Source organism: Hyphomicrobium methylovorum (genome assembly GCF_013626205.1).
GTDB classification, from domain to species: Bacteria; Pseudomonadota; Alphaproteobacteria; order Rhizobiales; family Hyphomicrobiaceae; genus Hyphomicrobium_B; species Hyphomicrobium_B methylovorum.
Genome location: NZ_QHJE01000001.1, coordinates 3,196,830 through 3,223,025 on the forward strand (window position 1 = coordinate 3,196,830; position 26,196 = coordinate 3,223,025).

Genomic DNA, 26,196 nt, shown 5'->3' on the forward strand with positions numbered 1-26,196 from the left:
GCTCTAGAGAGCGGCGGTTTTGCCGTCGTTATAAGCGCGGTAGACTATCTGAGACGGCCGTCCGACGAGGAGTTTACTCACGTCGCCAGCGAGGGCCTCTGCATAGATTTCGAGCGCGCCGCCGATTGCTTCGAGTGTGCGATCGATATCTGCATCGGTATGCGCATAGCTTACGACCAGCGAGGGCATGAGAACGCCGCGCCGGATTGTTTCCTGTAGGAACAGCGAGCGGAATGCCTGCGACGGCTTCAATTCTTGGTCCAGCGTTGAGTAGACGAGGCAGCTCGGCCTTCCGAGAATGCGCACGTGTTCGCCAAGTCCGCGCGAGGCGATGAGAGCGTTTCCTTCCGTGAGGAGACGCTGCCCGAGGCGGTTGGCGTGTTCGATCACTGGTTCGCGCTTGTAAACGCCGATGGTGGCCATCGCAGCCGCAAGAGCGTGCGTTTCGGCACCGTGGGTGGTGGAGAGGAGAAAGACGCGCGGTTTATCGGTGTGATCAAGGCCTCCGAGGCGCATGAATTCACGGCGTCCGGCGAGGGCGGAGACGGAGAAACCGTTGGCGAGCGCTTTTCCGAAGCACGAAAGGTCAGGAACGATATCGTAATAGCGCTGGGCGCCGCCGTTGTGCCAGCGGAAGCCGGTGATCATTTCATCCAGCACAAACAGCGCGCCGTTCTCGTGGCAGAGACGTCTGAGATCGTGCAGGAAGTTTGGCTCCGGGTCGTCAGCGCGAGCGGCTTCCAGGATGACAGCAGCAATCTTGCCGGGGTTGTCCGCGAACAGGCGGCGGGCGCTTTCATTGTCGTTGTAACGGAAGGTGAGGGTGAGGTCGCGCGTCGCCTTTGGAACGCCAGCGCTTACCGCGGTGGTGCCGATAAACCAGTCGTCGGTCGAGAAGAACGGGTGGTCGGCGCAGATCGCGATGTTATCGCGTCCCGTGTAGGCGCGTGCGAGGCGCATGGCGGCAGACGTTGCGTCCGATCCGTCCTTACAGAACTTGACCATCTCTGCGGTTTCGATGAGCGAGAGGAATTCCTCAGCGCATGCAACTTCCAATGTGGATGGTCGCGTGAAGTTGCTGCCGTTGACGAGTTCGCGGCGCGCTGCCTCGACAACTTCCGGGTAGGCGTGGCCCAGGCCGACGGCGCGATTGCCCATTCCGTATTCGATGTAGGTATTGCCATCCGCGTCCCAGACGTGGGCGCCTTCGCCTCGGACGATGAAGCCAGGTGCCAATACGGGATACTGATCGTCTCCCTTTGCGTAGGTGTGGCAGCCGCCGGGGATGATCTCGTGTGCGCGCTTCTGCAAGGCGCGGGACGATTGGAAACGGCTGGAAATACTGTTCACGCTTGGCTCCCTTACGGATCGTCGCGATCCGCGAACACATCATTCACGTCGGCGAATTACGCCACCTTGAGTACGCCGTGCCGGACTGTCAGCGGCCGAAGCAATTGTCGCTCATAGTTCGAGTTATGCTTCATGGGCACCAGCGTCCGGACGCACTCTCCCATTTGTCTCAAAGCAAGTATTGCGCCAATTGCTTAAGGAAATCGGGATTATGGACTGGCGATCCGCATCCTGAAATTATCACGGACACCCGCCGGAGACCGTGACCGTTAGAGGTAGCGTTCAGTAAGCTCTGCTTCCTGACGATGCAGTTCGGCCAAGACCTCGGCGTTACGCCGGGCGAGTTCCTGCTCGAATGTCTTACGCCCCGCCACAAGCCGTTCGAACTGTTCAATTAGAAAATCGAAATCCAGATCTTCGAGGCTTTGGCAGAAGCTGTTGAGACCCATGGAAGCCAACAGTGCGTCGTTCTTGGCGGCGTAACCGATGGATAGCGTCGGCCGACCGACTTTCAATGCGCAGACGATATTGTGAAAGCGCGTGGCCACGACGATATCTGTCTCAGCCATCTGCCGCATAACATCATGCAGTGAGTAGGCATATTCGGCGACGATCGGCGCATCGCTGTTTTCCGGGTGAGGTCCACGGATTTCGTTCAGGATTTTCTCGATCGTAGCCTGATCGACCCCGTCGCCCGTCAGCAGACGTACGCGATAATTTCTCGCGATCAGCCAGCTAATGAAACGCACCATTTTTGCGATGTAATCGTCGTAGATCGCAGTATTGCGGGCCTTGTCACCGCGCCAGCCGTTGTAAGTCATGACGCCGATTCCGACGGTTAACGCCTCGCCCTCAGGGCGCGTCGGGCGCAGGGCGATAGGATCGGGAAGGCCAAATGCAACGTCGGGGAAGATCGCATGCGAACTGACGTCGCAACCGATCTCCTTCATGAATTTAAATGAGACGTCGTCTCGATAAGAAACATAGTCGGCGTTTCCAGCCGCGGATTTCATCAGCCAACGGCTTAATGGATGATGAATTGGCCCTGCGCCAATGCTTACGAATGCGACCTTGGTGCCCAAAATTCTGGCAAGTGCGCAACACCGGAAAATCCAGTAGGGCATGCCGAAGGGGCCGGTCGTGAAGTCGTCGAGGATACCCGTTCCTGGAACGAGCAAGAGATCCATTTGGCGGAGCTGACGTGCCGCCTGGATGAGTGATACGAATTCTCCAGGAATGCTGAAACACAGTCGATTTAGATAGCGTAGCAGCCGTCTTTTTGGCTGGTAGCTGATCGCAACGGCCGGAACGTCGTACAGCGCGGCGATTTTGTCCGGTTCGCCGCAAATGCTTATGACCTCGGTTGCGGGCGATTGCTTGCGAAGGAAGCGCAGCATCGCTTCCATTGAACCGTCGTTGCCGAAGTTCTCGATGCCAAAAAAGCCAAACAGTCCGATTTTCCGAGCCGGTTGGTGGGGTTTCGGGGACTTTTGGCGCGACACGCTGGTGTCTGGCCGGGCCGTGGAGGTCGCCCGGGCAGGCATCTGATCCATTTTCGTTCGCATCCATTTATGAGCGCTGCGCCCCGAGCATCAGGAGGGGTGCGAAATTCGGGATTCGAAGGACAAAGCAATATCCGGTCCAGATTAAGAACATGGATGTTCTGGCGAAAGCGCCGAATGACGAGGCGCGGGTTTGGTTAACCGATCGCAAGATGGTCGCGGGTCTCGAAATGTAGGACGAAGCCGTCCGGCTATATGGCAGGTGGCTTGCATAATGGTTGACGGGTGCGGGTGTTTTTAAGCTTTTCACATATATTGCGCCTGCAGTTCGGGGTCCAAGAATGAACGGAATACGACGAGCTCTCTTCATAGCCAGCGGCGAACGCTACGCCGGGCTGTTGATCAGCTTCGTCACGCTGGCTGTCGTTTCGCGTCTTTTGACGCCCGCTGAGATTGGCGTTTCAGTTGTCGGGCTCGCCGTTACGACGCTCATCCTGTCGGTGCGTGAGTTTGCGACGACGAATTTCATTGTTCAGCATCGCAACCTTTTGCCTGAACACGTGCATATGACGTTCACGATCCTGCTCTCGATATCGGTGCTCATCTCGGTGGTTCTGGTATCGATCTCGGGACTGATTGCCAGGTTTTATGGCGAGCCAAGGCTGGTGCCTTACCTCTCCATCGCTGCCGTTGCGATCGTGATTGAGGTGATTGGCGCTCTCGTGATTGCAATGCTGCGCCGGAATATGGCTTTCGGAACGATCGCAGTGATCAATTTGTCCGGGGCTCTCGTTGGTGCGACTGTCACGTTGAGCCTTGCGTCTCTTGGCTTCAGCTACATGAGCTTTGCCTGGGCAGCACTCGCATCGGCGATCACCATCGCTTTGGTCTCGCTTGTATTGTGGCGGGACTGGTCGATCTTCCGGCTGTCATTCCGGACGTGGCGAGGGATGGCGGAATTCGGCGGATATAACGGCCTCAACGTCATCCTTTATCGGATCTATGAAGCACTGCCTTCGATCGCACTCGGGCGTCTCTTGTCGTTCGAGCAACTTGCGCTGTATTCGCGTGCAATAACGATGTGTCAGCTTCCTGACCGGGCCATTCTGCGGGGTCTTGATGCTATTCTGCTCCCCGCTTTCGCTATCGAAATTCGCAATGGCCGATCGCTGAAGAACGCGTATCTGCGCTCGGTTGAAATTATCACTGCCGTTCAGTGGCCGGCGCTCGCCGTGCTTGCCATTCTTGCGGATCCGCTCGTGCATATCCTGCTTGGCGATCAATGGGCGGGAAGTGTGCCGTTGGTTCGCATCATGGCAATCGCGTCGATGTTCGCGTTTTCCGCGGAGCTTAATTATCCCATTCTGATGGCGATGGGCGCGATGCGTGACATCTTCAAACGCAGCCTGATTGCGTGGCCAATATCAGCGTTGGTCATCACGTGTGCTGCGATGTTTGGCGTTACGGCTGCCGCGCTTGCGTGGCTCGTGACAGTTCCGTTTCAGGCTTATGTCTCGATCTGGTTCGTGCAGCGTCATGTCGACGTGAGCTGGTCGGATATTCTCAAGGCGGTTCGGGGATCGGTGCTCGTGACGGTGTTCAGTGCTGCCGGGCCGCTCGCTGTTGTGCTTCTGTCAGGAAGCGACGTTATGAGCTACTTCGGCGTTCTTCTCGCCGCCATTCTGAGCGCAATTGGCTGGCTGATCGGGCTCTATCTGACCGGGCATGTCCTTTCGGGCGAACTCGGAAAGGCAATCAGCGCATTCGGCTACATTCTTCCGGGTGGTAAGCGCCCGCACGGCGCGGGAGCTGAATGAGGCGTATGTCCAGCATTGATGTTGCTATTCCCTGCTTCCAATACGGCCGATATTTGCGACAGTGCGTTTCAAGCGTGCTGGAGCAGGATGTCGATGGACTTCGCGTGCATATCATCGACAACGCGTCGACCGACGATAGTCTGGCGGTCGCGAAGGAGTTGGCACACGAAGATAAGCGCGTTTCTTACATCTCTCACGCGCAAAACATCGGTCCAAACGGCAACTACAACGCAGCCGTGGATTGGGCGTCCGGGGACTACTTTCTTCTGCTCGACGCGGACGATCTGCTAGCGCCGGGATGCCTGAAGCGGGCCACGGACATTCTAGACTCGCGGTCGGACATCGCATTTACGTGCGGTGTCGAAGCTATGCTGACGCCTGCCGGGAATGTTGAAATTCCTTATTGGCAGCGCTTTGAGCTCGACCCCGGATGGCACTCGCTGGACGGGGGCAAATTCATAGCAGGGCTCTGCCAGCATCCGATCAATTGGATTGGTGCCCCGACAGTCGTGCGGCGGACGTCAGTGCAGAAGAAGGTTGGCCATTATCGCGCGAGCCTGCCCTACACGGATGATTTGGAGATGTGGTTGAGGATGGCGCTGCATGGCGGCGTTGCCATCACGACCGAAGTCCAAGCCATTCGACGCCAACATGAGGCGCGGCACGGTTCAGCCTACGAACAGAGCTTCTTGCGCGACTTCGTTGAACGGGAAGCGGCGTTTGCGAGCTTTTTCGCCAACGAGGGTGCGGCATGCCCTGATGCTCAGGGGTTGCTGGACTTGGTTCGGAAACGTCTGGGGGAGCATGCGTACTGGATCGCATGGTCCAAGATTATTCGGGTGCGGCCTCGAGAGGCGATGGATCTCATTTCCTATTCATTGAAGCGGCGCCCTGTCGGCGCGGTAATTCCGCCCGTTTCTTGGCCATTTCGTAAGCAAAAGGCGATAACGCGGAGCCGCGTTCTCTCATGCTCGTGGTGATCGAATGACTTCCCAAACTGTGTCCGGCTTCGACTTACTTGCAGCGGATGATGTCGCGAACGCTGCCGTCGGAGACGAGATATATTCGCTTGCTGCCGAGATTTTTCCGATCTGCCGGAGCATCACTGGTAACGGTGTGCGGCAGACACTCGATATTCTACGTCAGCATATCGATCTCGAGGTGCACGAAGTGCCGACTGGGACGAAGGTTTTCGATTGGACCATTCCGCGCGAGTGGAACATCCGCGAAGCTTACATTCGCGCTCCTTCTGGTGAACGCGTCGTCGATTTTCAGAGGTCAAGCCTTCATGTGCTGAACTATAGCAAGCCGGTGCGGGCAAGGATGCCGCTCCAAGAGCTGAAAGAGCACATCTACACCCTGCCGGAGCAACCCGATGCAGTGCCTTACAGGACGGCTTACGGCGGAGATCGCTGGGGCTTTTGCATGGCGCACAATCAGTTTCTGGCGCTTGAAGACGGTACCTATGAGGTCGCGATCGAGTCGTCGCTCGAAGAGGGAAGCCTGACTTACGGCGAAGCGTTTCTTCGCGGCGCGACCGAAGATGAAGTTCTGCTTACGACGCACATCTGTCATCCATCGCTTGCCAACGATAACTGTTCCGGGCTTGCGCTGCTCACGGCGCTGATCAAGCGGCTCGCGAAGCAGAAGACGCGCTACAGCTACCGCTTTCTTTTCGGGCCGGGATCGCTCGGCGCCATCAGTTGGCTTTCGCGAAATCGCGCGACTGCGTCCAGGGTCAAGCACGGCATCGTGCTCTCATGTGTGGGCGATGGCGGCGGCCCGACCTACAAGAAGTCGCGCATTGGAGACGCGTTCATAGACAGGGCGTTCACTCACGTTCTGAAGCATGCGAGCCGCAAGCCGAACATTCTGGATTTCATTCCATACGGCTACGACGAGCGGCAATTTTGCTCCCCGGGTTTCAACCTGCCAGTTGGGCTGTTTCAGAGGAGCCAATTCGGTACATTTCCGGAGTACCACTGCTCGGATGACAATCTGGATTTCATCAAGCCCGAGCATCTGGCTTCATCGTTTGAGATGGTCGCGTCGGTCCTGAGCGTCATTGAGAACGAAAAGCGGTACGTCAGCAATAATCCCTTCTGCGAACCACAGCTTGGGCGGCGCGGGCTTTACGGCTCGGTTGGTGGTGAAAAAAGCGTTGCCGATCGTAACATGGCGAGACTCTGGGTGATGAACCTATGTGACGGTTCGCATTCCCTGCTCGATATTGCCGAGCGCTCCGGTATCCCATTTTCGATCATAGCGGACGTTGCGCGGGAACTCGCAGAGCACGACCTCTTGTCGGAGGGATCGGAGATGTCCCGATGATGGACGTTCAGCACCCCCGTCCGAGCCTCCTCCTCTAAAGGCGTAGGCTCGCGACGGGGCGTACCACTCATTCTGGCCTGATTTCTAAAGCGCGCGGACGGTAAATTGGCGGTGCTCGGCATCGGGAAGGGCCATTTACCGATTTTGGCATGGCCGTTGCAGGTTTTGGGAACATTCGGCCCCAGCATTCTGTGGGCTGTCATCCAAAATGGAATTTGGGTCTCATGAACATCCGCGTTGCGCACGATCAAGCACATGGCCACGCCCACGATACGACGTCCTGCCGCCTCTGCGGCTCGACCGCCGATAAGACATTTGTCGATCTCGGGATGTCGCCGCTTTGTGAGACGTTTCTCGCGCACGATCAGCTCGATCGCATGGAGCCGTATTATCCGTTGCGTGTGATGGTCTGCGGCGAATGCTTCCTTGTTCAGCTCAAGGAGTATGTCAGCCCGCACGAGATCTTCCACGAGTACGCGTATTTCTCATCCTTCTCGACGAGTTGGGTGGCGCACGCAAAGCGTTACGTCGAGATGATTACGGAGCGGCTGGGGCTTGGAGCGCAAAGTCTCGCGGTCGAGCTTGCGAGCAATGACGGATATTTGCTGCAACATTTTGCGCCGCTCGGCGTGCCTGTTCTCGGCATTGAGCCAGCAGCGAACGTTGCGGATGTGGCGATCGCGAAGGGTGTTCCGACGCGCGTCGACTTCTTCGGCGTTAAGCTGGCAAAAACGCTCGTTTCCGAAGGCAAGAAGGCCGATCTGATCGCCGGCAACAACGTTCTGGCTCAGGTTCCGGATCTCAACGATTTCGTAGCGGGCATGAAGATCCTGCTCGCCGACGAAGGCGTGATTACGCTCGAATTTCCGCATGTGCATCGTCTCATGGCGGAGAACCAGTTCGACACGATCTACCATGAGCACTTCTCTTATTTCTCGCTGCTGACGATTGAACACATGGCGGCGCGTCATGGGCTGAAGATCATCGACGTTGAGGAGTTGCCAACTCATGGCGGTTCGCTGCGCGTCTATCTTGCGCACGAGGCGTCTGCGCGCGTTCCGTCCGATGCCGTTGCGGCTCTGCTGGCAAAAGAAAAGCAGGCGGGTCTCGATCGGCTCGATGGCTATTCGGGCTTTCAAGAGCAGGTTCGCCAGACGAAGCATAAGCTTCTCGCATTTCTTACGCAGGCCAAGGCAGAGGGTAAGCGGATCTGCGGGTATGGTGCGCCGGGCAAGGGCAACACGCTGCTCAACTACTGTGGCATTGGCCCGGACTTCCTGGATTTCACGGTTGATCGCAATCCCTACAAGCACGGCCGTTTCACGCCGGGCATGCACATTCCGATTTATCCGGTCGAAGCGATCGACGCGGCGCGACCGGATTACATTCTGATCCTTCCGTGGAATCTCAAAGACGAGATCGTAAACCAGATGCAGCACGTGGCTGACTGGGGCGGCAAGTTCATCGTGCCAGTGCCTGAAGTCGCCGTCATTGATCCGAAGGAGTTCACACGATGAAAACGGTTCTGTTCTGTGGCGGGCTCGGGACGCGCATTCGTGAATACTCCGAGTCAATTCCGAAGCCCATGATCCCGATCGGCAACCACCCGATCATGTGGCATGTCATGCAGTACTATAGCCAGTACGGTCACCAGGACTTCGTGCTGTGCCTTGGTTACAAAGCAAACACCGTGAAAGATTTCTTCTTGAACTATCGCCCGCAAGCGATGGCTGATTGCGTTGTGTCGGGCTTCGGCTCAAAGGTCGAATTCTTGAGCGAGCCGGAAGCAGACTGGCGCGTGACGATGATCGATACCGGCATCTGGCGCAACATTGGCGAGCGCCTCTGGGCCGTCCGCGATCAGGTGCGCAATGAAGAGATGTTCCTTGCGAACTATTCTGACGGACTGACCGACGTCAATCTCGACGACATGATCGCGCACTTCAAGGCGAGCGGTAAGGTCGCGTGCTTCCTGGCGATACGTCCGCCGCTGACCTACCATCTCGCGGACATCGCTCCGGATGGGAAGGTGCGTGAATTCCGCTCGTCCGATCGTTCGGAGATGTGGATCAATGGCGGCTACTTCATCTTCCGCAAGGAGATCTTCGATTACATGCGTGAAGGCGAAGAACTCGTTCTGGAACCGTTTAAGCGCTTGATCGAAGCGGATCAGCTGATTGCCTACAAGCACGAAGGCTTCTGGCGTTCGATGGATACATTGCGGGATCGTCAGATCCTGGAAGATATGATCGAGAAGGGCAGCATGCCTTGGCGCATCAATGACGGTGCGGTGGGACGGCATAATGTGGCCGTTGCCGCGGAATGAAATCTCTCGGTCTTGCATCCCCGGGCGAGAGCCTCAGCGTGCTCTGTCTTGGGGCGCATTCTGACGACATCGAGATCGGTGCCGGTGGCACGATCATGGCGTTGATCGAAGCTGGTGTTCGGGTCGACGTGACGTGGTGCGTCGTGAGTGCTAACGGTCCGCGCAAAGAAGAAGCGGAGGCTTCGGCCGCCGCTTTTTGCGCAGGTGCCTCGCGACTTGCGATTGAGATCGGCTCGTTCAAGGACAGCTATTTTCCCTATCAGGCCGCCGATATCAAAACCTGGTTGGCTGGCATTGGGAAATCGATTGCATCGCCCGATGTTATCTTCACGCACCGGGATGAAGATGCGCACCAGGATCACCGTGTGATCTCGGAACTCACGTGGAATCTGTTCCGAGACAATCTAATTTTGGAATACGAAATTCCGAAGTGGGATGGCGATCTCGGCCGTCCCAACAGCTATATGGCGCTGCCGGAACCGGTGATGGAGCGCAAGGTTGAGCTGCTGCTCAAGCATTTCGGTACGCAGCGTTCCAAGGATTGGTTCGATGCCGAAACGTTTCGCGGCCTAGCGCGTCTGCGGGGAATGGAGTGCCGTGCGCCTGACCGGTTTGCCGAGGGGTTCTTTGTCCGCAAGCTCAGGCTGGGATAGTTCTGCTGAGGGTTCCGCAGAACTTTGTTTGCCTTTCGCGTAGCCGGACGAGGCTGCGTCATACGACGGGATAGCAATGACAATTGAAGAACGTTGGTCCGCTGGCGATGTGATCGCCAGCGCGTCGGTGTTGCTGTAGAGCGGCGAACTGGCGGCAGCTTATGCGATGTCGGTCGAGGAGATGACTGACATGCGTTTTACAAGCTCGGCTTCGATTTCGTCGAAGCGGAGATACGACAGGTCTTTTTCGGAAATCACGGTTGGCTCGAGCGGCCATTGGAGGCCGAGCCGCTCGTCGTCGTATTTGATCCCAGCCTGGAGTGCTGGGGTATACATCTCACCCATCTGATAGGTCGTGTCGGTCTGGTCCCGGAGCGTCTGGTAGCCATGGGCAAAGCGATCGGGAACGTAGAGCGATCTTCCGTTGTCTTCGGTGAGCTCAACCGAGAAATGCTGCAGGAAAGTTTCGCTTTCGGGTCGTAGGTCGATGATAACGTCGATGATCGCGCCGCGGGTGCAGGCCACCAACTTTGTTTCGGTGGCAGGCGGATACTGGAAGTGCATGCCGCGAATTGTGCCCTTGCGACTGTTGTGCGCGATGTTCGCTTGCGCGATGACCGGCTTTAATCCGTGTGCCGTGAATTCATCTCGACAAAAGGTGCGGGCAAAAAAACCGCGTTCATCGTTATGGCGCTCAAGCTCAAGGACGAACGCTCCGCGCAAGTGTGTCTCTATGAATTTCATGCGTCGCTCTCTCGCCCCGTGAATCGCCGAGCCGGATTATAGCATTATCCGGTATCGCGACATTGGCTCCCTATCCGCGTCGTAGAGTGGGAGGGGAAGGGGCAACAACCAAGTCGTGTTCTTCGGCAACGCTAGCTGCCGGGCTCTGGCTTTGCGCTCCCCATGAGCCGCGCCTTCCAAAACAAAACGGCGCAGACTGGTTGGTCTGCGCCGCCGGGTCTTGGGTGGTCCATTTTCAGTGCGGCTGTTGCCGCCTTGAGATTAGTTCTTCCAGTTCGACGTGTAGCGGTTGGTGATGTTCGTCACCGGGTTGCTCGCGTCGAGGAACATGTTGTTGTTCGGGATCGATCCTGCCGTACGTTCAGCTATGACCTTCACGACGTCACCCGGAAGAAGGGGGGTCGAGTCGGTTGCGCTGATCGACATCAGGCCGCCAACGTCATTCTTCCGCAGGATCTCGTAGCGGAATGCCGAACCGCCCTCTGCGTTTGTGATGTCCGCCGGCAAGCCGCCAACCTGGTGGATGATCTTCGAAGAGCCGTTGATGGTCGTTTCGAGATTAGCCAGCTGATCGTCGATACCCTGAAGTTCCTTTTCGATCGCCTGGTGACGGTCGAGCGTCAGGACGGCGAGTTCACGATCGAGGCGGCTGATGTTCTGGCGGCCACGAGCGATATTTGCTGCAACCTGGCGCTGGTCGCGTTCGACCATGGCGACAAGAATTTCAGTGTCGGTGAGGCGCTGCTGTGTCGTCAGCCCACCCTTGGCAAGCTTCTGGATGGTGTCGCGCATCGTACGACGCGAAACGAGCTGATCCTCGATGATTGCCTGCTCCTTGACGTAGGAATCGACTTCGATCTTGGCCTGCTGGATCTGCTCCTTGATGGATGCGATCTGGCTTTGCAGGCTTTCGCGCTGCGTATTGTAGTAACGCTGCTCGTCTCCGATCAGCCGGCTTGCTTCGTTTGTGCCGACGAGGTTTACGAGCATCGCAGGCGTAGCAATTTCAGTGCGATCTTCCTTGTCTGCCAGGAGGCGCGCCTGACGTGCAACGAGACGCTTGTATTCAATATCCGACGTCCGCAAACGAGACATTTCACGCAGCGCTTCGGTCGGCAGCCACGGCATGGTCGCCGATGAGAGTGAGCCGCCAGCCAGGGTCAATGCCTGGATGACTGTCATGTCGCGGATGAACGGATAGGAGCCCGGCTTGGCAACCAGACCGCTGACGAACACGGGGCGACGGCCGCTGACGTCGATGGTGACGTCTGCTTTACGCTGCATGACTTTCTCGATTGCCGCGGAGATCTGATCTTCCAAGGCAAGCGGGCTGCTTCCGGCAGCGGTGAATGCGCCAAGGGTCGGGATACGAACCTTGCCCATGTCGTTGACGGTGTAGAGGCCCGAGAGATCTTCACGGCCGTAGACCGAGACCTTTACGCGGTCGCCTACGTCGAGATTGTAGATCTGGTCGACGTCGTTGCTTTCGTTCGACGTGATGGCGGCTTCCGTCGGCGCGGGCCGGTCCATCCCGGCGAGCGTTTCAACAGGGAAGCCGTCAGCTCGCGCAATCTGGGTCACCGCCGGCGCGATGGCCAATCCAAGACCGACCAATAGGGCGGCCTGCGCGACGACGCGAGCCGGAAATTTCCGGCCGGTGCGATCGAGGTGGGTTGGATGCATCTTGGCTCTCCGATGTGATCTGTGCGCCGCATTATTTGAATGCGGTAGGGCGGACGCGTTTTGCTTCTCAAAGTTCTGAAATACATTCGCCGACGGCAGCGAATGGACGTTGTTGTTGCGAGGTGACGGCGCTCGATCGTGAAATGATTTTTATCGTTGTAGATGGCGGCGAGGCGCTCGGCACAGAAATGTTGCCATTAAGTAAATTTTTGAGAGTCAATGCCGAGTATCGCGTTTCGGCGCTCTGCGATGGCGAAGAAAAATCGATATGGGCAGGGCGGTTGCTGCTTGCGCTGGCGGACCAGATTGTCCGCATGCCTCGTTCCGAGCGCCTGTTTGCAGGGGCCGCGATGGAAGGCAAAAGCTTGTACGCCTCAGTCAACACAACAGGTGCTCAACTCTGTACCGGTTTCGAACGCGCACGAGATGCGCATAAGGCCAACAGCAAAACTCGCGCCAGCATCTCCATTTGTTTACGGTCTGGTAATCTTAGCAAGCTCTCCGGTGTGAGAAAAAACATTGCGCGGAGAACGACATGGTCAAAGGCGACTACGCAATTTTGGGTATGAGCGTCGAGTGGCCAGACCGGAAGTGGTAGCTCCTGGGCGGCTGCCGTTACCCGCCATCGCGAGCGAGCGCGGGCGCGCGGTTCCGTTGGACGGTGTTCTGCGTCCTGGGCTGCGTGCCGTGATGACAAGCAGCGTTCCGAGGAACATGAACGCGTACCAGTTTGACGCGAGGTAGTAGAGCATGTTGTCGGAGTAGGAGAGCGCGAGATAGACGATGCAGAACGCGGCGCCGATCACGGACGCAGCGCGATCGATATTGAAGACTCTGACAAAGCGCCAAGCGATGAACAGGAAAATTGTGGCGAACAAAACCGCTCCGAGAACGCCGGTTTCGAAGGCGAGCTGAATATAGACATTGTGTGCGTAGACGCCGTTGGTCTCCAACGGGAAGAATTCGGGCGAATACTTTAGGAATGATCCGAGACCACCGTGACCGACGATGGGACTCTGTTCGATCCAAGACATCGCATCGCGCCACAATTGCTGGCGCCATTCGTATGAGTTCAGAATGACGCCGGTGCCGATGTATTCGGCTGGCGAAATTGCGTCCAGCAATCGCTGTTGGATTGACGGCGATAGCGCGACGAGCACGGGAAGTGCGAATAGCGCGAGAAGTGCGCGTCGATTGACGAATATCGCGTAGGCCAAAAGGAAGATCGTTGCGCTTGCCCATGCGCTGCGCGTTTGCGTCGCCAGCAGGACGATGCCCATAATCCCGCCGTACACGATGAGCCAGCCGCGCTTCGCCTGCGTGTCTTTAAAGAGCGGACTGACGAGCCTGAAGGCAATGGCTGCCATCACCACAAGCGTATAGAACGCGAGAATGTTGGGGTGCGTGAACGTGGCTGCGATGCGCCCGTCTTCAGTGCCATTGCCGTAAGGGATTTGGTCGAGCGCGATGATCGCGGGAATGAATGACGAGTAGATAACGACGTTCACGAAACGCCGCGCATCCAAAGGCGTGCGAATGAGCAGGAACGGCAGCATAAACACGCATTGATAGGAGATGATCACGAGCAGCAGTCGGACTACGCCGACCGGGTCTGTCGTCGTGATCGACATGAATGCGCAGTACCCGATGAACGCCAGCCACGGCAGCTGGAGTTTCCAATCGATCGGTTTTTTGTTGATCAGCAGTAGAAGCAGCGTGATGCCGATCAGCGCCGCATTGAAGCCTGCGCCAAGCGTCAACTGCCCGCCGGAACCAACCGGGATCTGAACGATGTCGAGAACGGTATCGAGTGACGCCCGGATAAACAGAATTCCGAAGACGCTGGCGTAAAGCAGGCTCCACAGAACCTCGGAGTCGCGATGCGCATAACGCTTCGATGCCGGGATTGTGGTTGGTAGCGCACGCATCGCAATTTCCGTTGCCGAATGTCTCGATTTCGGCGCGGAGGGATCAGCGCGCCGGTCTGCTGGCCAGGAATGCAACTTCCGTGCGATTTTTGGCGTTCAGCTTTTTCATGATGTTTCGGACGTGAACTTTAACCGTGCTCTCGCACATCGAAAGCTCATATGCGATGAGCTTGTTCGATTTGCCGATGCGCAATTTTTCGATGATCGCCGATTGGCGGGGCGTGAAGGCGCCGTCGGTGATCGTTTTTTGGTTTGCCGTTTTGTAGCTCTCGCCGTTGCGTTGGGCGGCGATGACGCTCGATGCCGGGACGAATGTGCCGCCAGCGGCCACAAGGCGTAGTGCTTCCACGACGACCTCGAGCGGCGTCGTCGACGCGATGTACCCGCGAGCGCCCTTTTCCAGGGCTCCGATAATGTCGTCTATCTTTTCGTCGTCGGAGAACACGATAAAGGGTGCGCCTCGGCCCGCTTTCTCCAAGCCAGACGTAAGCAAGGTGATCTGCTCAGAAACTGATCCGCTTGAGACGAATAACAAAATGAGGGAGGGGGCTCTGTCGTTGGACGAGGATATCCACTCTTCAACACTGCCCATTGCATGGACGGTCAGCCCATAGCCGGTCGAGAGAATTTTGGCGACGCAATCGCGGTAGAACGCGCGGCGATCAAGTACCACAATAGGGCCGGAGGTACGGAATGCCTGATTGGAATGTGAACCGGTGTTGTGCGGCGAGTTACCGATATCGGCTCCGCTCACACCGAGCGGGGTTGCTCCCGCGGGGTCATTCTTCACGATGGCTACCTATTACCTACGCTATTTGAGCAGTACGCCAATTGCGTCGGTTTGCGCATATCCAGACTGTATGGGGTATGCCTTTCACCGAATAGTACGTTATTTAAAAATTGACTTAAAATTTCGATTTTTGGTTAAGCGTTGATTCTGGATGTCGATTATCATTTTCGAGTTGGGTTGATTGGCGGGTGGCGGTAACCGCCACCCGGTTTTTCGGAGGACGCGCGAGTGGATCGCGCGCCTGTGTGCCGCTCGTTAGGCCGCAGCGCGGCTGACGTGGCGCAAGTCGATATCGACGATGTTTTCGCTCAAGAGCTTTTTGATGTGGCTGATGCGCTGGTAGCGCGGTCCTTCGAACTCTTCGAGCGTCAGCCCTGAGCTCTTGTATGCGTCGTAGATCTGTTGAGCACCCTTGCGTGCGGTCCACTTCGGCTTGAAGTCCGGCAGCGCCCGCGCGATTTTGCTGAAATCGACGCGGTAGCAGCGTGTATCGGGACCCGCGTCTTCCGCGTACGCGACGCGGCAACCGGGCACCGTTTCAGCGACGATGTTGGCGATCTCGCTGATGCGATAATTCTCGTCGGTGCGACCGACGTTGAATGCCTGATTGAAGACATTCTCGCGCGGCGCAGTGAGTGCTGCTGCGAATGCCTGCGAGATATCTTCGATGTGCACGATGGGGCGCCAGGGCGTTCCATCCGACTTCAGATAGATCAGGCCCTTTGTTACGGCCCATGCTGTAAGGTTGTTCAAAACGATGTCGAAACGCATACGCGGCGACACGCCGTAGGCAGTGGCCGGGCGCATGTAAACGGGGCAGAAGCTATCGTCGGCGAGGCGGGAAATATCGCGCTCGGAAAAGACTTTGGACTCGCCATATGCGGTGACCGGATTGAGGTCTCCTGTTTCGTCCATCAGGTTGTCGCCGGCGAGGCCGTAGTTGCTGCACGAGGACGCCAAGACGAAGCGTTTGACTCCGGCGGCCTTGGCAAGTTCGGCAAGGCGAAGGCTGGCGCGGTGATTGATGGCGTAGGTGATATCCGGATTGAGGTTGCTCAGCGGATCGTTGGAAAGCGCCGCAAGATGGATGACAGCATCGAAGCCCTTGAGATCGCTCGCGTTGATATCGCGAACGTCTTTTTTCAGGTTGGGAAGTGGGATGATCTTGCCGCCAGCGTCGAACGTGCAACGCTCGTAGAGGTCGCTGTCGCATCCCGTTACTTCGTGCCCGGCGGCAACGAGCAACGGAGTCATTACCGTCCCAATGTAGCCAAGGTGGCCGGTGACGAGCACTTTCATCAATAATATCCCTTACGCTTTACATACAATTCCGAATGCCGATGACGACATCCGACGCAAGTTCCAAGCCAGTATGTGAAGTTTCTGGGTGCCGCGCTTCTGGTGGCCGGCCTAGGGTATGATTTACGGGGTGCCCTCAGTTGCTTCTTAAGATATTCCGCGGGGTTACACCCTCAAATTCTCGCGGCCGAGATTAAGTAAAAAGTACATCTTGAAATTTTTTGATTTCGCAATTGTCCCAAAATGAGAACCGCCAGGCGTCTCATTTTCGCGAGCGAGGGTGCAATGCCGTTTTCGCTCAGAGGCGGTGCGAAAGCCCATCGAGCCAGGCGAGGACGTCGGATGGGCCTGTAAATGTGGCTTCCGAAAGAGCGAAGTTCTCGCCCGCCACCTTTAGCCCAAAGCCGCCTTGGGCTCTGGCAATCTCGAAAGCGTCCGCGTCTGCGATGTCGTCTCCGATCATGATCGGGATGCGGTTCTCGAACGCTGGAAGCACGGAAAGCCGCTCGAGGGCCCGGCCTTTCGAAAAGCCAACAGGCAGAAGCTCGATGACCATGCGCCCTTCGCAGATTGCGAATTGCCCGGGGTGTTTCGGCGCCAAAGCGCGTAGGGAAATCAGTAGCGAGCTGTGAAGTTCTGGGGCGAGGCGGTAGTGGAGCGCGACGCCACCACCCTTGTCTTCCAAGACCACGCCGGGGAGGGCTTCAACAACGGCTTTGATCTCGCGTTTAAGTGCGGGAGAGAAGGTTGGCGATAACGACTGCGTCTTGGCTTCGGGAGCGAGGCGCATTTCCGCGCCGTGAACACCCGCCGCCGTGAATTTCAACGGCGTCAGCAATTCATCTGCTTCGGCAATCCGCCGACCCGTGACGACAGCCAACGCGCCAGACAGCCGTTCCGACAGTTTTTCAAGAAGACTTGCGAGATCCGGCGGGACACGCACGGTCGTTGGTGTCAGCGCCATGTCGAGGAGCGTTCCGTCGATGTCGAGGTAAAGCGCGACGGGCTTGCGGGCTGCAAGAACCTCTTCGATCCTGTTGAGAATGGCGCGATCGCCAGCCACTCTCACCTGTTCGTTTTCTTGAACGTCGCTAACGTCGAGGTTCTTCTGTTTTGTCATGCGCTGCATGATGCGCGCGGCTCCTTATATCTGCCAACTATAAATCGATGGATTCGTAACGCGTTCGAGCTCGTGTTGAAGAGCCTCTTTCGACAACAGGCCGGACTGCGTGTCCACAAATCGTACGACGCTTGCGGCATTGATCGCGGCCGCACCGAGTGATTGAAAAACATCTTTAGTGCTTGAAAGATAGCTCGCGAATGTCGCGGAGAAGGCATCTCCGGCCCCTGTTGTCGCTCCAGCTTCAACGTGCTGTGCTTCGCGAAAATGGATCTGACCATTTTGCGCGATGAATGCGCCGTTTGCTCCGTCGGTCAGCACCACGGTGCCGACGCCGAGCTCCATCAATGCGCCCATGAATTTTACGAGCGTCATTTCGTAGCCGCCGTTTCGAAGGCCGCGTTTGGCCAACGGAGGAATTGGATCTCCGCTCTTTACGGCGAGCGCAGCGCCGCCTTCGCTGAAGGATTGGAGAAGCCGTGGCATTAGGGCCTGCGCTTCGGTTCGATTGATCGATAGAATGTCGATCTTGCACAGGCTCGACCAGAAGTCATCGTAGCGCGCTGTCAATTGGCGGACGCCTGGATTGACGGCCAGTTCTGCTCCGGCCGTTTTGGCGCGTTCGACGATCAGCGGGTAGCAATCTGCAGAGTTGTTGCTGAGATTGGCGACGTAGACGAGGTTCTTTCCCTCGAAAGCTGAAGCGGGAATGTCGCCGGGTTGGAGCCGCGTATTGGCGCCGCGGTAGGTGAAGACAGCCGCGTTGCGATCGTGTGACGATACGATGACAGATGCACCCGTCGGCTCGTCTTCATCAGTGACGATGGAGTTGAGTTCGACGCCTTCCTCGACGAGCCGGTCAATGATGGTGCCTGCTTTTGGATCGCGGCCGACACGGACGATCGTCGATGTGCGATGACCTAAGCGCGCGGCGGCAACGGCGGCGTTGATTGCGCCGCCGCCTATGCTTGACGAAATTTGATCCGCCTCGGTCTTCACGCCCTCTTCGAGAAGCAAGAAGGAGCTTTCGGCGTTGAGCATTTTCATCTGCTCAATCTTGTCGCTGTCGATTACGACGATCGTGTCGACCATCGCACCGCCGATGGTGAGAACATTCATTGGCGTGCCCCGGCCTTGCTACCGGACGGCGTTTGAAAGAAGCGATCCATATCGCGGTGCCAGAGCCGCGCGCCACCCGCGACACCAGATGAAGGAACGACGACGGTCGCCCAGGGCGGGAGCGGAAAGGTGATGCGTCGTGAGTTGCCGCCGCCCAGATACATCCGGTCGCTGTTCGTCAAGGCCTGCACCGTTTCGATGACGCGTTTGGCGCGCTCGTTCCAGGCTTCAAGGCCGATTTCGAGATAGGCCGCGTGGCCTACATATTGGTCGTAGTTTCCATCGCCGAGGCCACGGTGTTGGCCGAGTTCGAGTCCAAAGAATGCCGTGCCGTCGCTGAAGAGCGCGCAACCCATGCCGGTTCCGAACGTCAGAACGCACTCGCGGCCGGGACCTGTCGCAACGCCCAAGCCATACACGACCGCATCATTCAGGATGCGCACCGGGGCGCCGAACGTTCCGTGCAGTGCGCCGGCCAAGTCGAAGTTCCGCCAGAACGGCGTACCGAGGTTCGGCGCCGTTTCAATCCGATCGCAATAGACGACTCCCGGAAAGCCCACGGATATGCAGCCAAACGGCGGCAGCGGTTCTGCGACGCGAGCAAGAAGATCGATGACGGCTTCCGGCGGCGCGGGCTTCGGCGTTGGCGTCGTCACAAATTCCGACACCAGCGTTCCTGCAGGATCGACAACGGCTGCTTTGATCAGCGTGCCGCCGATATCCACGGCAAGGATGTTGGAGCTGCCCGCTTTTTTCGCCGTGCCGCGTAAACGTTCGGATTCAATGATCGCGGACATTAGCCCTCCGCGTGTGCTTCATGGCTTTTGAGTGAAGATTTTTTTTTAGACGTCGAGCTAAGTTTCTTCAACGCGTCGGTCATGCGGGCGGACGGCGCAACTTTTCCGATGCGGCGTTGTCCGGCTTTTGTGAGCGAGCGATAGTACGAATTGCTCCAGGTGATGGAGTCTCCTTTTGCGACGGTGCGTGCAAGTTTGGCGTTGCGCGCGATGCGCTCGTCGAGCGGCATTTCAATTGCGGTGTGCAGCGCTTGCACCATGTCGAGCGGGTCGTATGGATTCACCAGAACCGCGTCGCGCAGTTGCTCAGCGGCGCCTGCAAACATTGAAAGGATAAGCACGCCCGGGTCTGCGGGATCTTGCGACGCCACATATTCCTTCGACACAAGGTTCATGCCGTCCATCAGTGGTGTGACCCAGCCAATCCGCGACGACCGGTAGACATCGCGCAATTCGGCGCGGGGCATCGGTCTGTGAATGTAATTGATGGGCACCCAGTCCAGCTCGCCGAACCGGCCGTTGATTGCGCCTGAAAGCGCTTCAAGTTCGGCGCGGATATCGGCGTATGCTTCCACGCTTTCGCGCGTGGGCGGCGCAAATTGCGAGAGGCCAATTTTTCGGCGATGTTCTGGAAACTCTTCGAGGAATTTCCCGAATGCGCGGAATTTTTGCGGCAGACCCTTCGTATAGTCCAACCGGTCGATGCCGATGATGCGGCTGATCTCAGGCGTTTCGATCGGCAGATCGGCAGCGGGCGTTGCGAAATCCGATGGCGTGATGCCAACCGGGAAGCAACTGATATCCAGTTCAGCGTCGAACACGCGCATGCGGCCTGAGGGCAGAAGGCGGCCAAAAACGCTCTGCTGCAGAAAATCCATGAGATTGCGGACATCTGACTGCGTTTGCAATCCGACGAGATCGTATGCGCTCAGCGCGCGCGCGAGCGCCTTGTGCTCGGGGATCGCGAGCAGCGACTGTGCCGGGCCAACTGGAATATGCAGGAAGAATCCGATCGGATTATCGATACCGAGTTTGCGCAGTTCAAGTGCCATCGGCACGAGATGGTAGTCGTGAATCCAAATCACGTCGTCGGGTTCGATCAGCGGCGCGAGTGTGGACGCGAATTTCTCGTTCACGGACATGTAGCGCGCATAATAACCTGCCTCGAACTGCGCGAGGTCGAGGCGGTTGTGCAGCACGGGCCAGAGAACAGAGTTCGAGTAACCGAGATAGAATTCGTTGTAGTCGTCAGGCGTGAGGGAGATTGTTACCGTCTTGTGGCCGCCAGATTCAGCGACCTGGGGTGTCGCATTTTCGGTTTCGTCGACTTGCCCGTTCCAACCGAACCAAAATCCTTTGTGTCGCGTGAGTGCGTCATAGATGGCCACACTGACCCCGCCCGCCTGCGTTGCGGCGTTGAAATCAATGACACGATTAGAAACCATAACGAGCCGAGACACGCGGCATTCCCCTTTTCTAATTGGCGAGTTTTGTTGGTTTTAGCGGCGCACCCGGCGCAACATGAACGACAGCTAAACGCGGAAGATTGCTGATTAGTTCCGCCATGTTAACCGAGCAGGTGGCGGATGTAAAAAAACGACGTTACGATGTTCGCGTCGGGACTTCGCCGAGGTGGAATTCGAAGTTGAAACAGGGGTTATCTCGCGTGTTGCCGAAATACGTGCTAGTGTTCATTTCAAACAACACTTGCCTGCTCGCTGAAGAGTCCTCGAACGCATTCATGACCACTGGGGGCCAGACGTGCGGCGGATGAGCCAATACGTCGATAACGTCGTGGAGCGTGTGCTTCCGAGGATTCGGCGCAGGCCTTTTTTGGCTTACACGGTGGCTATCTTGATTTTTGTCGCCGCCGTGGGGGTTGGCGATGTTGTCTCGAATTGGCTTCCAAACCTGCCGTTTCTCACGTTCTTCATTGCGGCTCTCGTTACAGCACTGATTGCGGGGACGGGGCCTGCTCTTCTCGTCGTTGCAGCTTCGATCATATGCGTTTGGACGCTTCATTTTTCGTCTGATCCGCAACCCAAAACTGATGCACCCATTCTCGCGCTTTTCACTTTCGGAGTGCTTTCGTGCCTTGTCGTCGGCATCGTGCATCTTCTCAATCGTAAGGTGGAGAGCTTGCTCTATGAGCGAGATCGAAACGAAGCTCTCCTGCAAGACAGCGCGATGGGGGAACTGCAACTTGAGCAACTCAATGTCGAATTGCGTCATCGGCTGAAGAATACGTTTGCCGTGATTTCCGGGCTCGTCAGTCAGTCGGCGCGGCACAGCAAAAGTATTGAGAGTTTCGCAAGCGCGCTTTCGGGACGTCTTTCGGCCATGGGCACGGCGATGGATCTCGTGGCAACGCGGAGTTTTCTCGGAGCGTCGCTGAGCGATCTCGTGGGAGATACGCTGAAGCCGTTGGTGCCGCCGGGGCAGTCACGTTTTACGTTCGGCGGAGCAGACGGGATCATCCCCGGTGACGTCGCCAATGCGCTCGCACTCACGCTGCATGAACTCGGCACCAATGCTATCAAGTACGGCGCGTGGTCGAACGATACTGGTGCGGTCAGCGTGACCTGGACGTTCGATCCGGTCGATGAGGATGATGCGCACTTCGTTCTGCTGTGGAAAGAACGCGGCGGTCCGCCCGTTGGGCAACCGCAGCATCGTGGCTTGGGATCAATCCTGATCGATAGCGGGTTTCCGAGCGCAAAGGTTACGCGTGAGTTCTCGCCTGGGGGCGTTGATTGCCGCATCGAAGCGGTCGTCCGGCGCCCCGCACAGACAACACGACGCACGCGCGGTCGCGGCGCTGCGATGTCATCGAGTTAAGACATCGAAGAGAGACGCGGCACTTTTTTGCCGGTTATTTCCGCGACGCCATCGGACTTTTGAATCCGATGTCCGTCAGACTCGGTAAGGGGCGGCACCCAGGCATCATCCCATCGGCGCGAGAGGATCATCGCGGAATTGATCAGACCCGCCATCGAGTAGGTTTGCGGGATATTGCCCCAAAGCTGTCCGGTCGTCGGGTGCAGGTCTTCGCTCAGCATGCCGAACGCGTTTCGATGGCCAAGTAGATCTGTAAACAGTTCGCGGGCGTGCTCGGTGTGGCCGATCGAAGCGAGCGCGTCGATGTACCAGAACTGGCATGCGAGAAACGCGGACTCGGGCAGACCGAAATCGTCCTCGGCCGCGTAACGCAGCATGAGGCCATTGCGCATCAATTCACGTCCGATCGTCTCGCAGGTCTTTACGAAGCGTGGATCATTTGGCGCAACGAGGCCGAACTCGGCGAGCAACAGAACGCTGGCATCGAGTTCGTGGTGATCGAAGGCGCCTGTGAACGCGCCGCGCTTGTCGCTCCATGCGCGTGCGAGAATGTCGGTGCGGATGCGGTTAGCGGATTCCGCCCAGTATCGTGCGCGGTCCGTCAGCCCAAGCATGCCGGCGATGCGTTGCAGGCGATCGCACGCAACCCAGCACATCGTGGCGGAATGGGTATGAATGCGTTCGCGTCCGCGGTACTCCCAAATTCCAGCGTCGGGCTGCAGATAAACGCGACGCGCCTGTTCTCCCAAATGCTCGAGTTCGCGGAAGAGGCTAACGTCGCCCATACGCGGTAGACGCTGGTCGATGAACATCTGTGATGCGCCCAGGATGACGCTGCCGTACGCATCGTGCTGGAGCTGCTGTGACGCCAGGTTGCCGACGCGCACGGGGCCCATGCCCATGAAGCCCTGCAGATCAGGAGCGGTCCGCTCCTCGACCGTATCGTTATGGACGATGCCATAGAATGGCTTCAACGGGCTCCGCACGTCGCCGACGATCGTCGTGATGTAGTCGAGGTAGTGCTCCATCGATTGCGTTGCGCCGAGGCGATTCAGGGCACGTATGACGAAGTACGCGTCGCGCAGCCAACAGAAGCGATAATCCCACGTTCGTGGAGTGTTCGGCGCTTCGGGAATTGAGGTCGTCAAGGCCGCGATGATGGCGCCCGTTTCCTCGAATGCGCACAGCTTAAGCGAGATCGCTGCGCGGATCACTTCGGGTTGCCAGTCGTAGCCGATTGCGAGGCCGCGCACCCATGATGTCCAATAATCTCGCGTTTGATCGAGAAACTCGCGCGACATTTGATCGATGGCACTGTCGATCGGCTCGTCGTTGCCGATGACGAGTGTTACAGGATGCGTTAGCGCGAATGGCGTTTCGTGCACGATGTAGGAGACTGCGAGGTCGGTCGTAACGCGGATGTGCGTTGCGCCCGACGAATAGCGGATATGATTTGAGCCTTGCGACGGTGTCATCCCAGGCTGGCCGTAGTCGAATGTCGGGCGTACGCGGCAAACGATGCGCGGCAGACCACTCAGCGGCTCGATACGCCGGATCAGTTGCGTTGGATGGAATGAGCGGCCGAAGCGTATGAAACGCGGCGCAAAGTCGGTGATTTTGACGCTCGCGCCGTTTTCGGCCGTGAGAATTGTTTCGAGAATTCCGGTGTTGCGAATGTAGTTTGACTTCGAGGTCACCTGACCTTCGAGGACGATGTCGCAAAAACCCTTTTCTTCGGAGCCAGAAAGAAGCCGGCAGAAAACTGGATCACCGTCGAGACGAGGGAAGCACCACCAGACGATGCGGCCGCTTGGGTCGATCAACGCGGCCACACGTCCGTTGCCGATCGCCGCAATGTCGAGCGGAGCATGCTTTTTCGCAGCCGTCATGGAGTTTCCTGGACTTGTGTTCGGTGAAGCGACGTAAACGCCTAAGTGTAGGGCTTGGTTTCAATGCACCACAATATGCGCATCTCTATGCGACTTGGTTCGCTTCTTTGTGAACCTCGCGTGCTTGCCGCGCCGCCTGATCCTGCAACCGCGCAACGAGGCCTTTTATGTCTGCGGGACTGTAAGGTTTGGTCAGGTGTGGGTATGAGCGCAGCTGTGGCGGCAAAAAGATCAGGTCATTGTAACCGGTCGTAAATGCGAACGGGATCATGCGGCGATCCAGAATTTCGGCGATTGGTGCGCTGTTATCGGCTCCAAGATTGATGTCGACGAGAGCGAGGTCGATATCGGCTTCGTCGGCAGCACGCAATGCGTCGGAAAGCTGACCGTATGGGCCGATGACGACATGTCCATCTGCTTCGAGATCAATCTTTAGCTGAAGCGCGATCAGAACCTCGTCTTCAACGAGGAGGATGCGGGCGCCCGTTGGTTCGCCTTCGGCAATCACTTCGGGTTTGCGCGCTTTGGGCAGGATTGCAACGTGGCGGGTTCCCACCATTTGCGTGCGCGTGGAAAGTGCGCCTTCGAAACTGAACTCGAAGCCCTCTGGTGCAAGATTCATTTTCGCTTGCCCTCCGCATTCCGATGCGGCGCTGCGGATTACGGTCAAGCCGAAGCCGTTGCGGATCGGCTTAACGCATGGGGGGCCGCCGGATTCACTCCAGGCAAACTGGATTTTTTCGCCGTTTTCGTTGTCAGCGGGTATGCGTGACCAATTGACGGAAACGCGGCCGTTGGAGCGTGAGAGTGCGCCGTGCTTCACCGCGTTCGTCACGAGTTCATGCAACACAAGCGCCATGGATTGCGCGAATTTCGATGTCAGGCGAATTTTGTCGCCCTCAATGATCACATCATTGCTGGTGTGCGTGCGGAATGGCTCAAGCGCGCCTTTGACCAATTCGTGGAGGTCGACGCCCGTCCAACTGCTTTGACGCAGCAGATCATGAGCGTTCGACATGGCGTGGATGCGTCCGTCGAGCGCTGAGGCGAAGGCGCTGATCGAAACAGCGTTGCTACTCGACAGGCGGGCGATGGCAGCAACGTTTGCGAGAATATTCTTCACGCGATGATCGAGTTCGGCCATCAGTAGCTGTTGGTGACTATCGGCTGATTTTCTCTCCGTTATATCCAGCAGTGTGCCGATGACACGAGCAATGCCTGTGTCCGTCTGGAAGGCGCGTGCGCGCGCGAGCACCCAAGTGATGCCGCGCGCGCCGAAGACGCGAAATTCCAGTTCGGACGTTTGGTCGGAAAAGTTGGCAGCGTGGAAGTAACTGAGTGCCGTGTCGCGGTCATCCGGATAGACCGTGCCGATGAACTCATCGAAGGACTGACGCTCGGGAATGTCGAGATGGACGACGTCGTTGATGTTCGTCGACCAATGAAGCGTTCGTTCCGCTTCGTCGTATTCGAATGTTGCGAGGCGTGCGGCTTCGCTGGCGAGGCGCAGACGTTCCTCGCTTTGGCGCAGTTTGTCGTGGGAGTCTTCAAGTTGCTCCGTGCGTTGGCAAACCCGCCCTTCAAGCTCGGCATTGAGCGCGTCCAGCTGCCGTGTCTTGCGAAACAACTCGACGAAAATCTGAACCTTCGCTCTCAGAATTTCCGGTACAACCGGAACGGAAACGTAATCGACGGCACCTGTGCGGTAGCCCTTCAGAAGATCATCGGTGTCGATGCGCACGGCGGAAATGAAGATGACGGCGGTTTTTTCGTGGCGCGGATGGTCACGGATCATCGCAGCCAGTTCGAAGCCGTCAAGATCCGGCATGCAGACGTCCATCAGGATGACGGCAATTTCATTCCGCAAGAGTGCGGCGAGCGCTTCTTCGGCCGTCGTCGCCTTGATGAGCGTCGCGTCGATATCCGCGAGGATCGCCTCATAGGTCAGCAGTTTGCCCGGCTGATCATCGACAATGAGAATATTGACGGTCGTTTCTGAAGCCACGTCTT

Annotated in this window: 21 protein-coding genes; 8 read left to right on the forward strand and 13 right to left on the reverse strand. The window is 57.5% G+C overall.

The genetic code is table 11. The features are described from left to right. Window positions 1-3: 3 nt before the first annotated feature. Together DLM45_RS15220 and DLM45_RS15225 are read right to left on the reverse strand one after the other, a co-directional pair. A complete protein-coding gene (locus DLM45_RS15220; protein WP_181337924.1) occupies window positions 4-1,350 on the reverse strand; it encodes a glutamate-1-semialdehyde 2,1-aminomutase in 1,347 nt (448 codons plus the stop codon). Between the two features lie 269 nt (window positions 1,351-1,619). After that, window positions 1,620-2,852, reverse strand: a complete 1,233-nt coding sequence (locus DLM45_RS15225; protein WP_181337925.1) for a polysaccharide pyruvyl transferase family protein — start codon at window positions 2,850-2,852, stop codon at window positions 1,620-1,622. A 341-nt stretch (window positions 2,853-3,193) separates the two neighbouring features. Here DLM45_RS15225 and DLM45_RS15230 point away from each other — a divergent pair, with 341 nt between their 5' ends. From DLM45_RS15230 to DLM45_RS15255, 6 genes are all read left to right on the forward strand, one after another. Beyond that, window positions 3,194-4,669, forward strand: coding sequence for a lipopolysaccharide biosynthesis protein (locus tag DLM45_RS15230; RefSeq protein ID WP_210269858.1), 1,476 nt, complete (start codon window positions 3,194-3,196; stop codon window positions 4,667-4,669). 5 nt (window positions 4,670-4,674) lie between these two features. Next, window positions 4,675-5,649: a glycosyltransferase gene (locus tag DLM45_RS15235; RefSeq protein ID WP_181337926.1), complete on the forward strand. Its 975-nt coding sequence runs from the start codon at window positions 4,675-4,677 to the stop codon at window positions 5,647-5,649. 4 nt (window positions 5,650-5,653) lie between these two features. Further along, window positions 5,654-7,000, forward strand: coding sequence for a DUF4910 domain-containing protein (locus DLM45_RS15240; RefSeq protein WP_181337927.1), 1,347 nt, complete (start codon window positions 5,654-5,656; stop codon window positions 6,998-7,000). 224 nt (window positions 7,001-7,224) lie between these two features. Continuing rightward, entirely contained in the window at window positions 7,225-8,517 is a 1,293-nt protein-coding gene (locus DLM45_RS15245; protein WP_181337928.1) for a class I SAM-dependent methyltransferase, read from the forward strand. After that, window positions 8,514-9,326 (forward strand): glucose-1-phosphate cytidylyltransferase, encoded by an 813-nt coding sequence (locus tag DLM45_RS15250; RefSeq protein WP_181337929.1) that lies wholly within the window; start codon window positions 8,514-8,516, stop codon window positions 9,324-9,326. Before DLM45_RS15245 ends, DLM45_RS15250 begins: the two co-directional genes overlap by 4 nt. Next, window positions 9,323-9,979, forward strand: coding sequence for a PIG-L deacetylase family protein (locus tag DLM45_RS15255; protein ID WP_181337930.1), 657 nt, complete (start codon window positions 9,323-9,325; stop codon window positions 9,977-9,979). Before DLM45_RS15250 ends, DLM45_RS15255 begins: the two co-directional genes overlap by 4 nt. 159 nt (window positions 9,980-10,138) lie before the next feature. On the opposite strand, the gene rfbC is transcribed toward DLM45_RS15255, so the two are convergent. After that, window positions 10,139-10,723, reverse strand: a complete 585-nt coding sequence (gene rfbC / locus DLM45_RS15260) for a dTDP-4-dehydrorhamnose 3,5-epimerase (protein WP_181337931.1) — start codon at window positions 10,721-10,723, stop codon at window positions 10,139-10,141. Between the two features lie 261 nt (window positions 10,724-10,984). Then, the gene (locus DLM45_RS15265; RefSeq protein ID WP_181337932.1) at window positions 10,985-12,406 is read right to left on the reverse strand and encodes a polysaccharide biosynthesis/export family protein; all 1,422 of its coding nucleotides are present in this window, start codon (window positions 12,404-12,406) and stop codon (window positions 10,985-10,987) included. Between DLM45_RS15265 and DLM45_RS15270 the strand changes: the two genes are divergently transcribed. Next, window positions 12,397-12,975, forward strand: coding sequence for a hypothetical protein (locus tag DLM45_RS15270; RefSeq protein ID WP_181337933.1), 579 nt, complete (start codon window positions 12,397-12,399; stop codon window positions 12,973-12,975). The two genes, DLM45_RS15265 and DLM45_RS15270, sit on opposite strands and share 10 nt — an antisense overlap. On the opposite strand, the gene DLM45_RS15275 is transcribed toward DLM45_RS15270, so the two are convergent. The 7 genes from DLM45_RS15275 to DLM45_RS15305 form a co-directional block, all read right to left on the reverse strand. Further along, window positions 12,946-14,334, reverse strand: coding sequence for an O-antigen ligase family protein (locus tag DLM45_RS15275; RefSeq protein WP_181337934.1), 1,389 nt, complete (start codon window positions 14,332-14,334; stop codon window positions 12,946-12,948). The genes DLM45_RS15270 and DLM45_RS15275 overlap by 30 nt on opposite strands. Before the next feature lie 43 nt (window positions 14,335-14,377). Continuing rightward, a complete protein-coding gene (locus tag DLM45_RS15280) occupies window positions 14,378-15,124 on the reverse strand; it encodes a LuxR C-terminal-related transcriptional regulator (protein WP_181337935.1) in 747 nt (248 codons plus the stop codon). A gap of 255 nt (window positions 15,125-15,379) precedes the next feature. Further along, complete coding sequence (locus DLM45_RS15285) at window positions 15,380-16,423, reverse strand: NAD-dependent epimerase/dehydratase family protein (protein ID WP_181337936.1); 1,044 nt, start codon at window positions 16,421-16,423, stop codon at window positions 15,380-15,382. A 298-nt stretch (window positions 16,424-16,721) separates the two neighbouring features. After that, window positions 16,722-17,552 carry a trehalose-phosphatase gene (gene otsB / locus DLM45_RS15290; protein ID WP_246317442.1) on the reverse strand — a complete coding sequence of 277 codons (831 nt, stop codon included), beginning with the start codon at window positions 17,550-17,552 and terminating at the stop codon, window positions 16,722-16,724. 15 nt (window positions 17,553-17,567) lie between these two features. Then, window positions 17,568-18,662: a carbohydrate kinase family protein gene (locus DLM45_RS15295; protein ID WP_181337937.1), complete on the reverse strand. Its 1,095-nt coding sequence runs from the start codon at window positions 18,660-18,662 to the stop codon at window positions 17,568-17,570. Beyond that, a complete protein-coding gene (locus DLM45_RS15300) occupies window positions 18,659-19,459 on the reverse strand; it encodes an ROK family protein (protein ID WP_181337938.1) in 801 nt (266 codons plus the stop codon). The genes DLM45_RS15295 and DLM45_RS15300 overlap by 4 nt, the downstream gene beginning before the upstream one ends. Continuing rightward, entirely contained in the window at window positions 19,459-20,919 is a 1,461-nt protein-coding gene (locus tag DLM45_RS15305; protein ID WP_343062325.1) for an alpha,alpha-trehalose-phosphate synthase (UDP-forming), read from the reverse strand. Before DLM45_RS15305 ends, DLM45_RS15300 begins: the two co-directional genes overlap by 1 nt. A gap of 385 nt (window positions 20,920-21,304) precedes the next feature. Between DLM45_RS15305 and DLM45_RS15310 the strand changes: the two genes are divergently transcribed. Further along, window positions 21,305-22,297 carry an HWE histidine kinase domain-containing protein gene (locus DLM45_RS15310; RefSeq protein ID WP_343062326.1) on the forward strand — a complete coding sequence of 331 codons (993 nt, stop codon included), beginning with the start codon at window positions 21,305-21,307 and terminating at the stop codon, window positions 22,295-22,297. Here DLM45_RS15310 and DLM45_RS15315 read toward each other — a convergent pair. Both DLM45_RS15315 and DLM45_RS15320 read right to left on the reverse strand, forming a co-directional pair. Next, window positions 22,294-24,186 carry a glycoside hydrolase family 15 protein gene (locus DLM45_RS15315; RefSeq protein ID WP_181337939.1) on the reverse strand — a complete coding sequence of 631 codons (1,893 nt, stop codon included), beginning with the start codon at window positions 24,184-24,186 and terminating at the stop codon, window positions 22,294-22,296. The two genes, DLM45_RS15310 and DLM45_RS15315, sit on opposite strands and share 4 nt — an antisense overlap. 85 nt (window positions 24,187-24,271) lie before the next feature. Further along, window positions 24,272-26,191, reverse strand: coding sequence for an HWE histidine kinase domain-containing protein (locus tag DLM45_RS15320; RefSeq protein WP_181337940.1), 1,920 nt, complete (start codon window positions 26,189-26,191; stop codon window positions 24,272-24,274). Window positions 26,192-26,196: the final 5 nt, after the last annotated feature.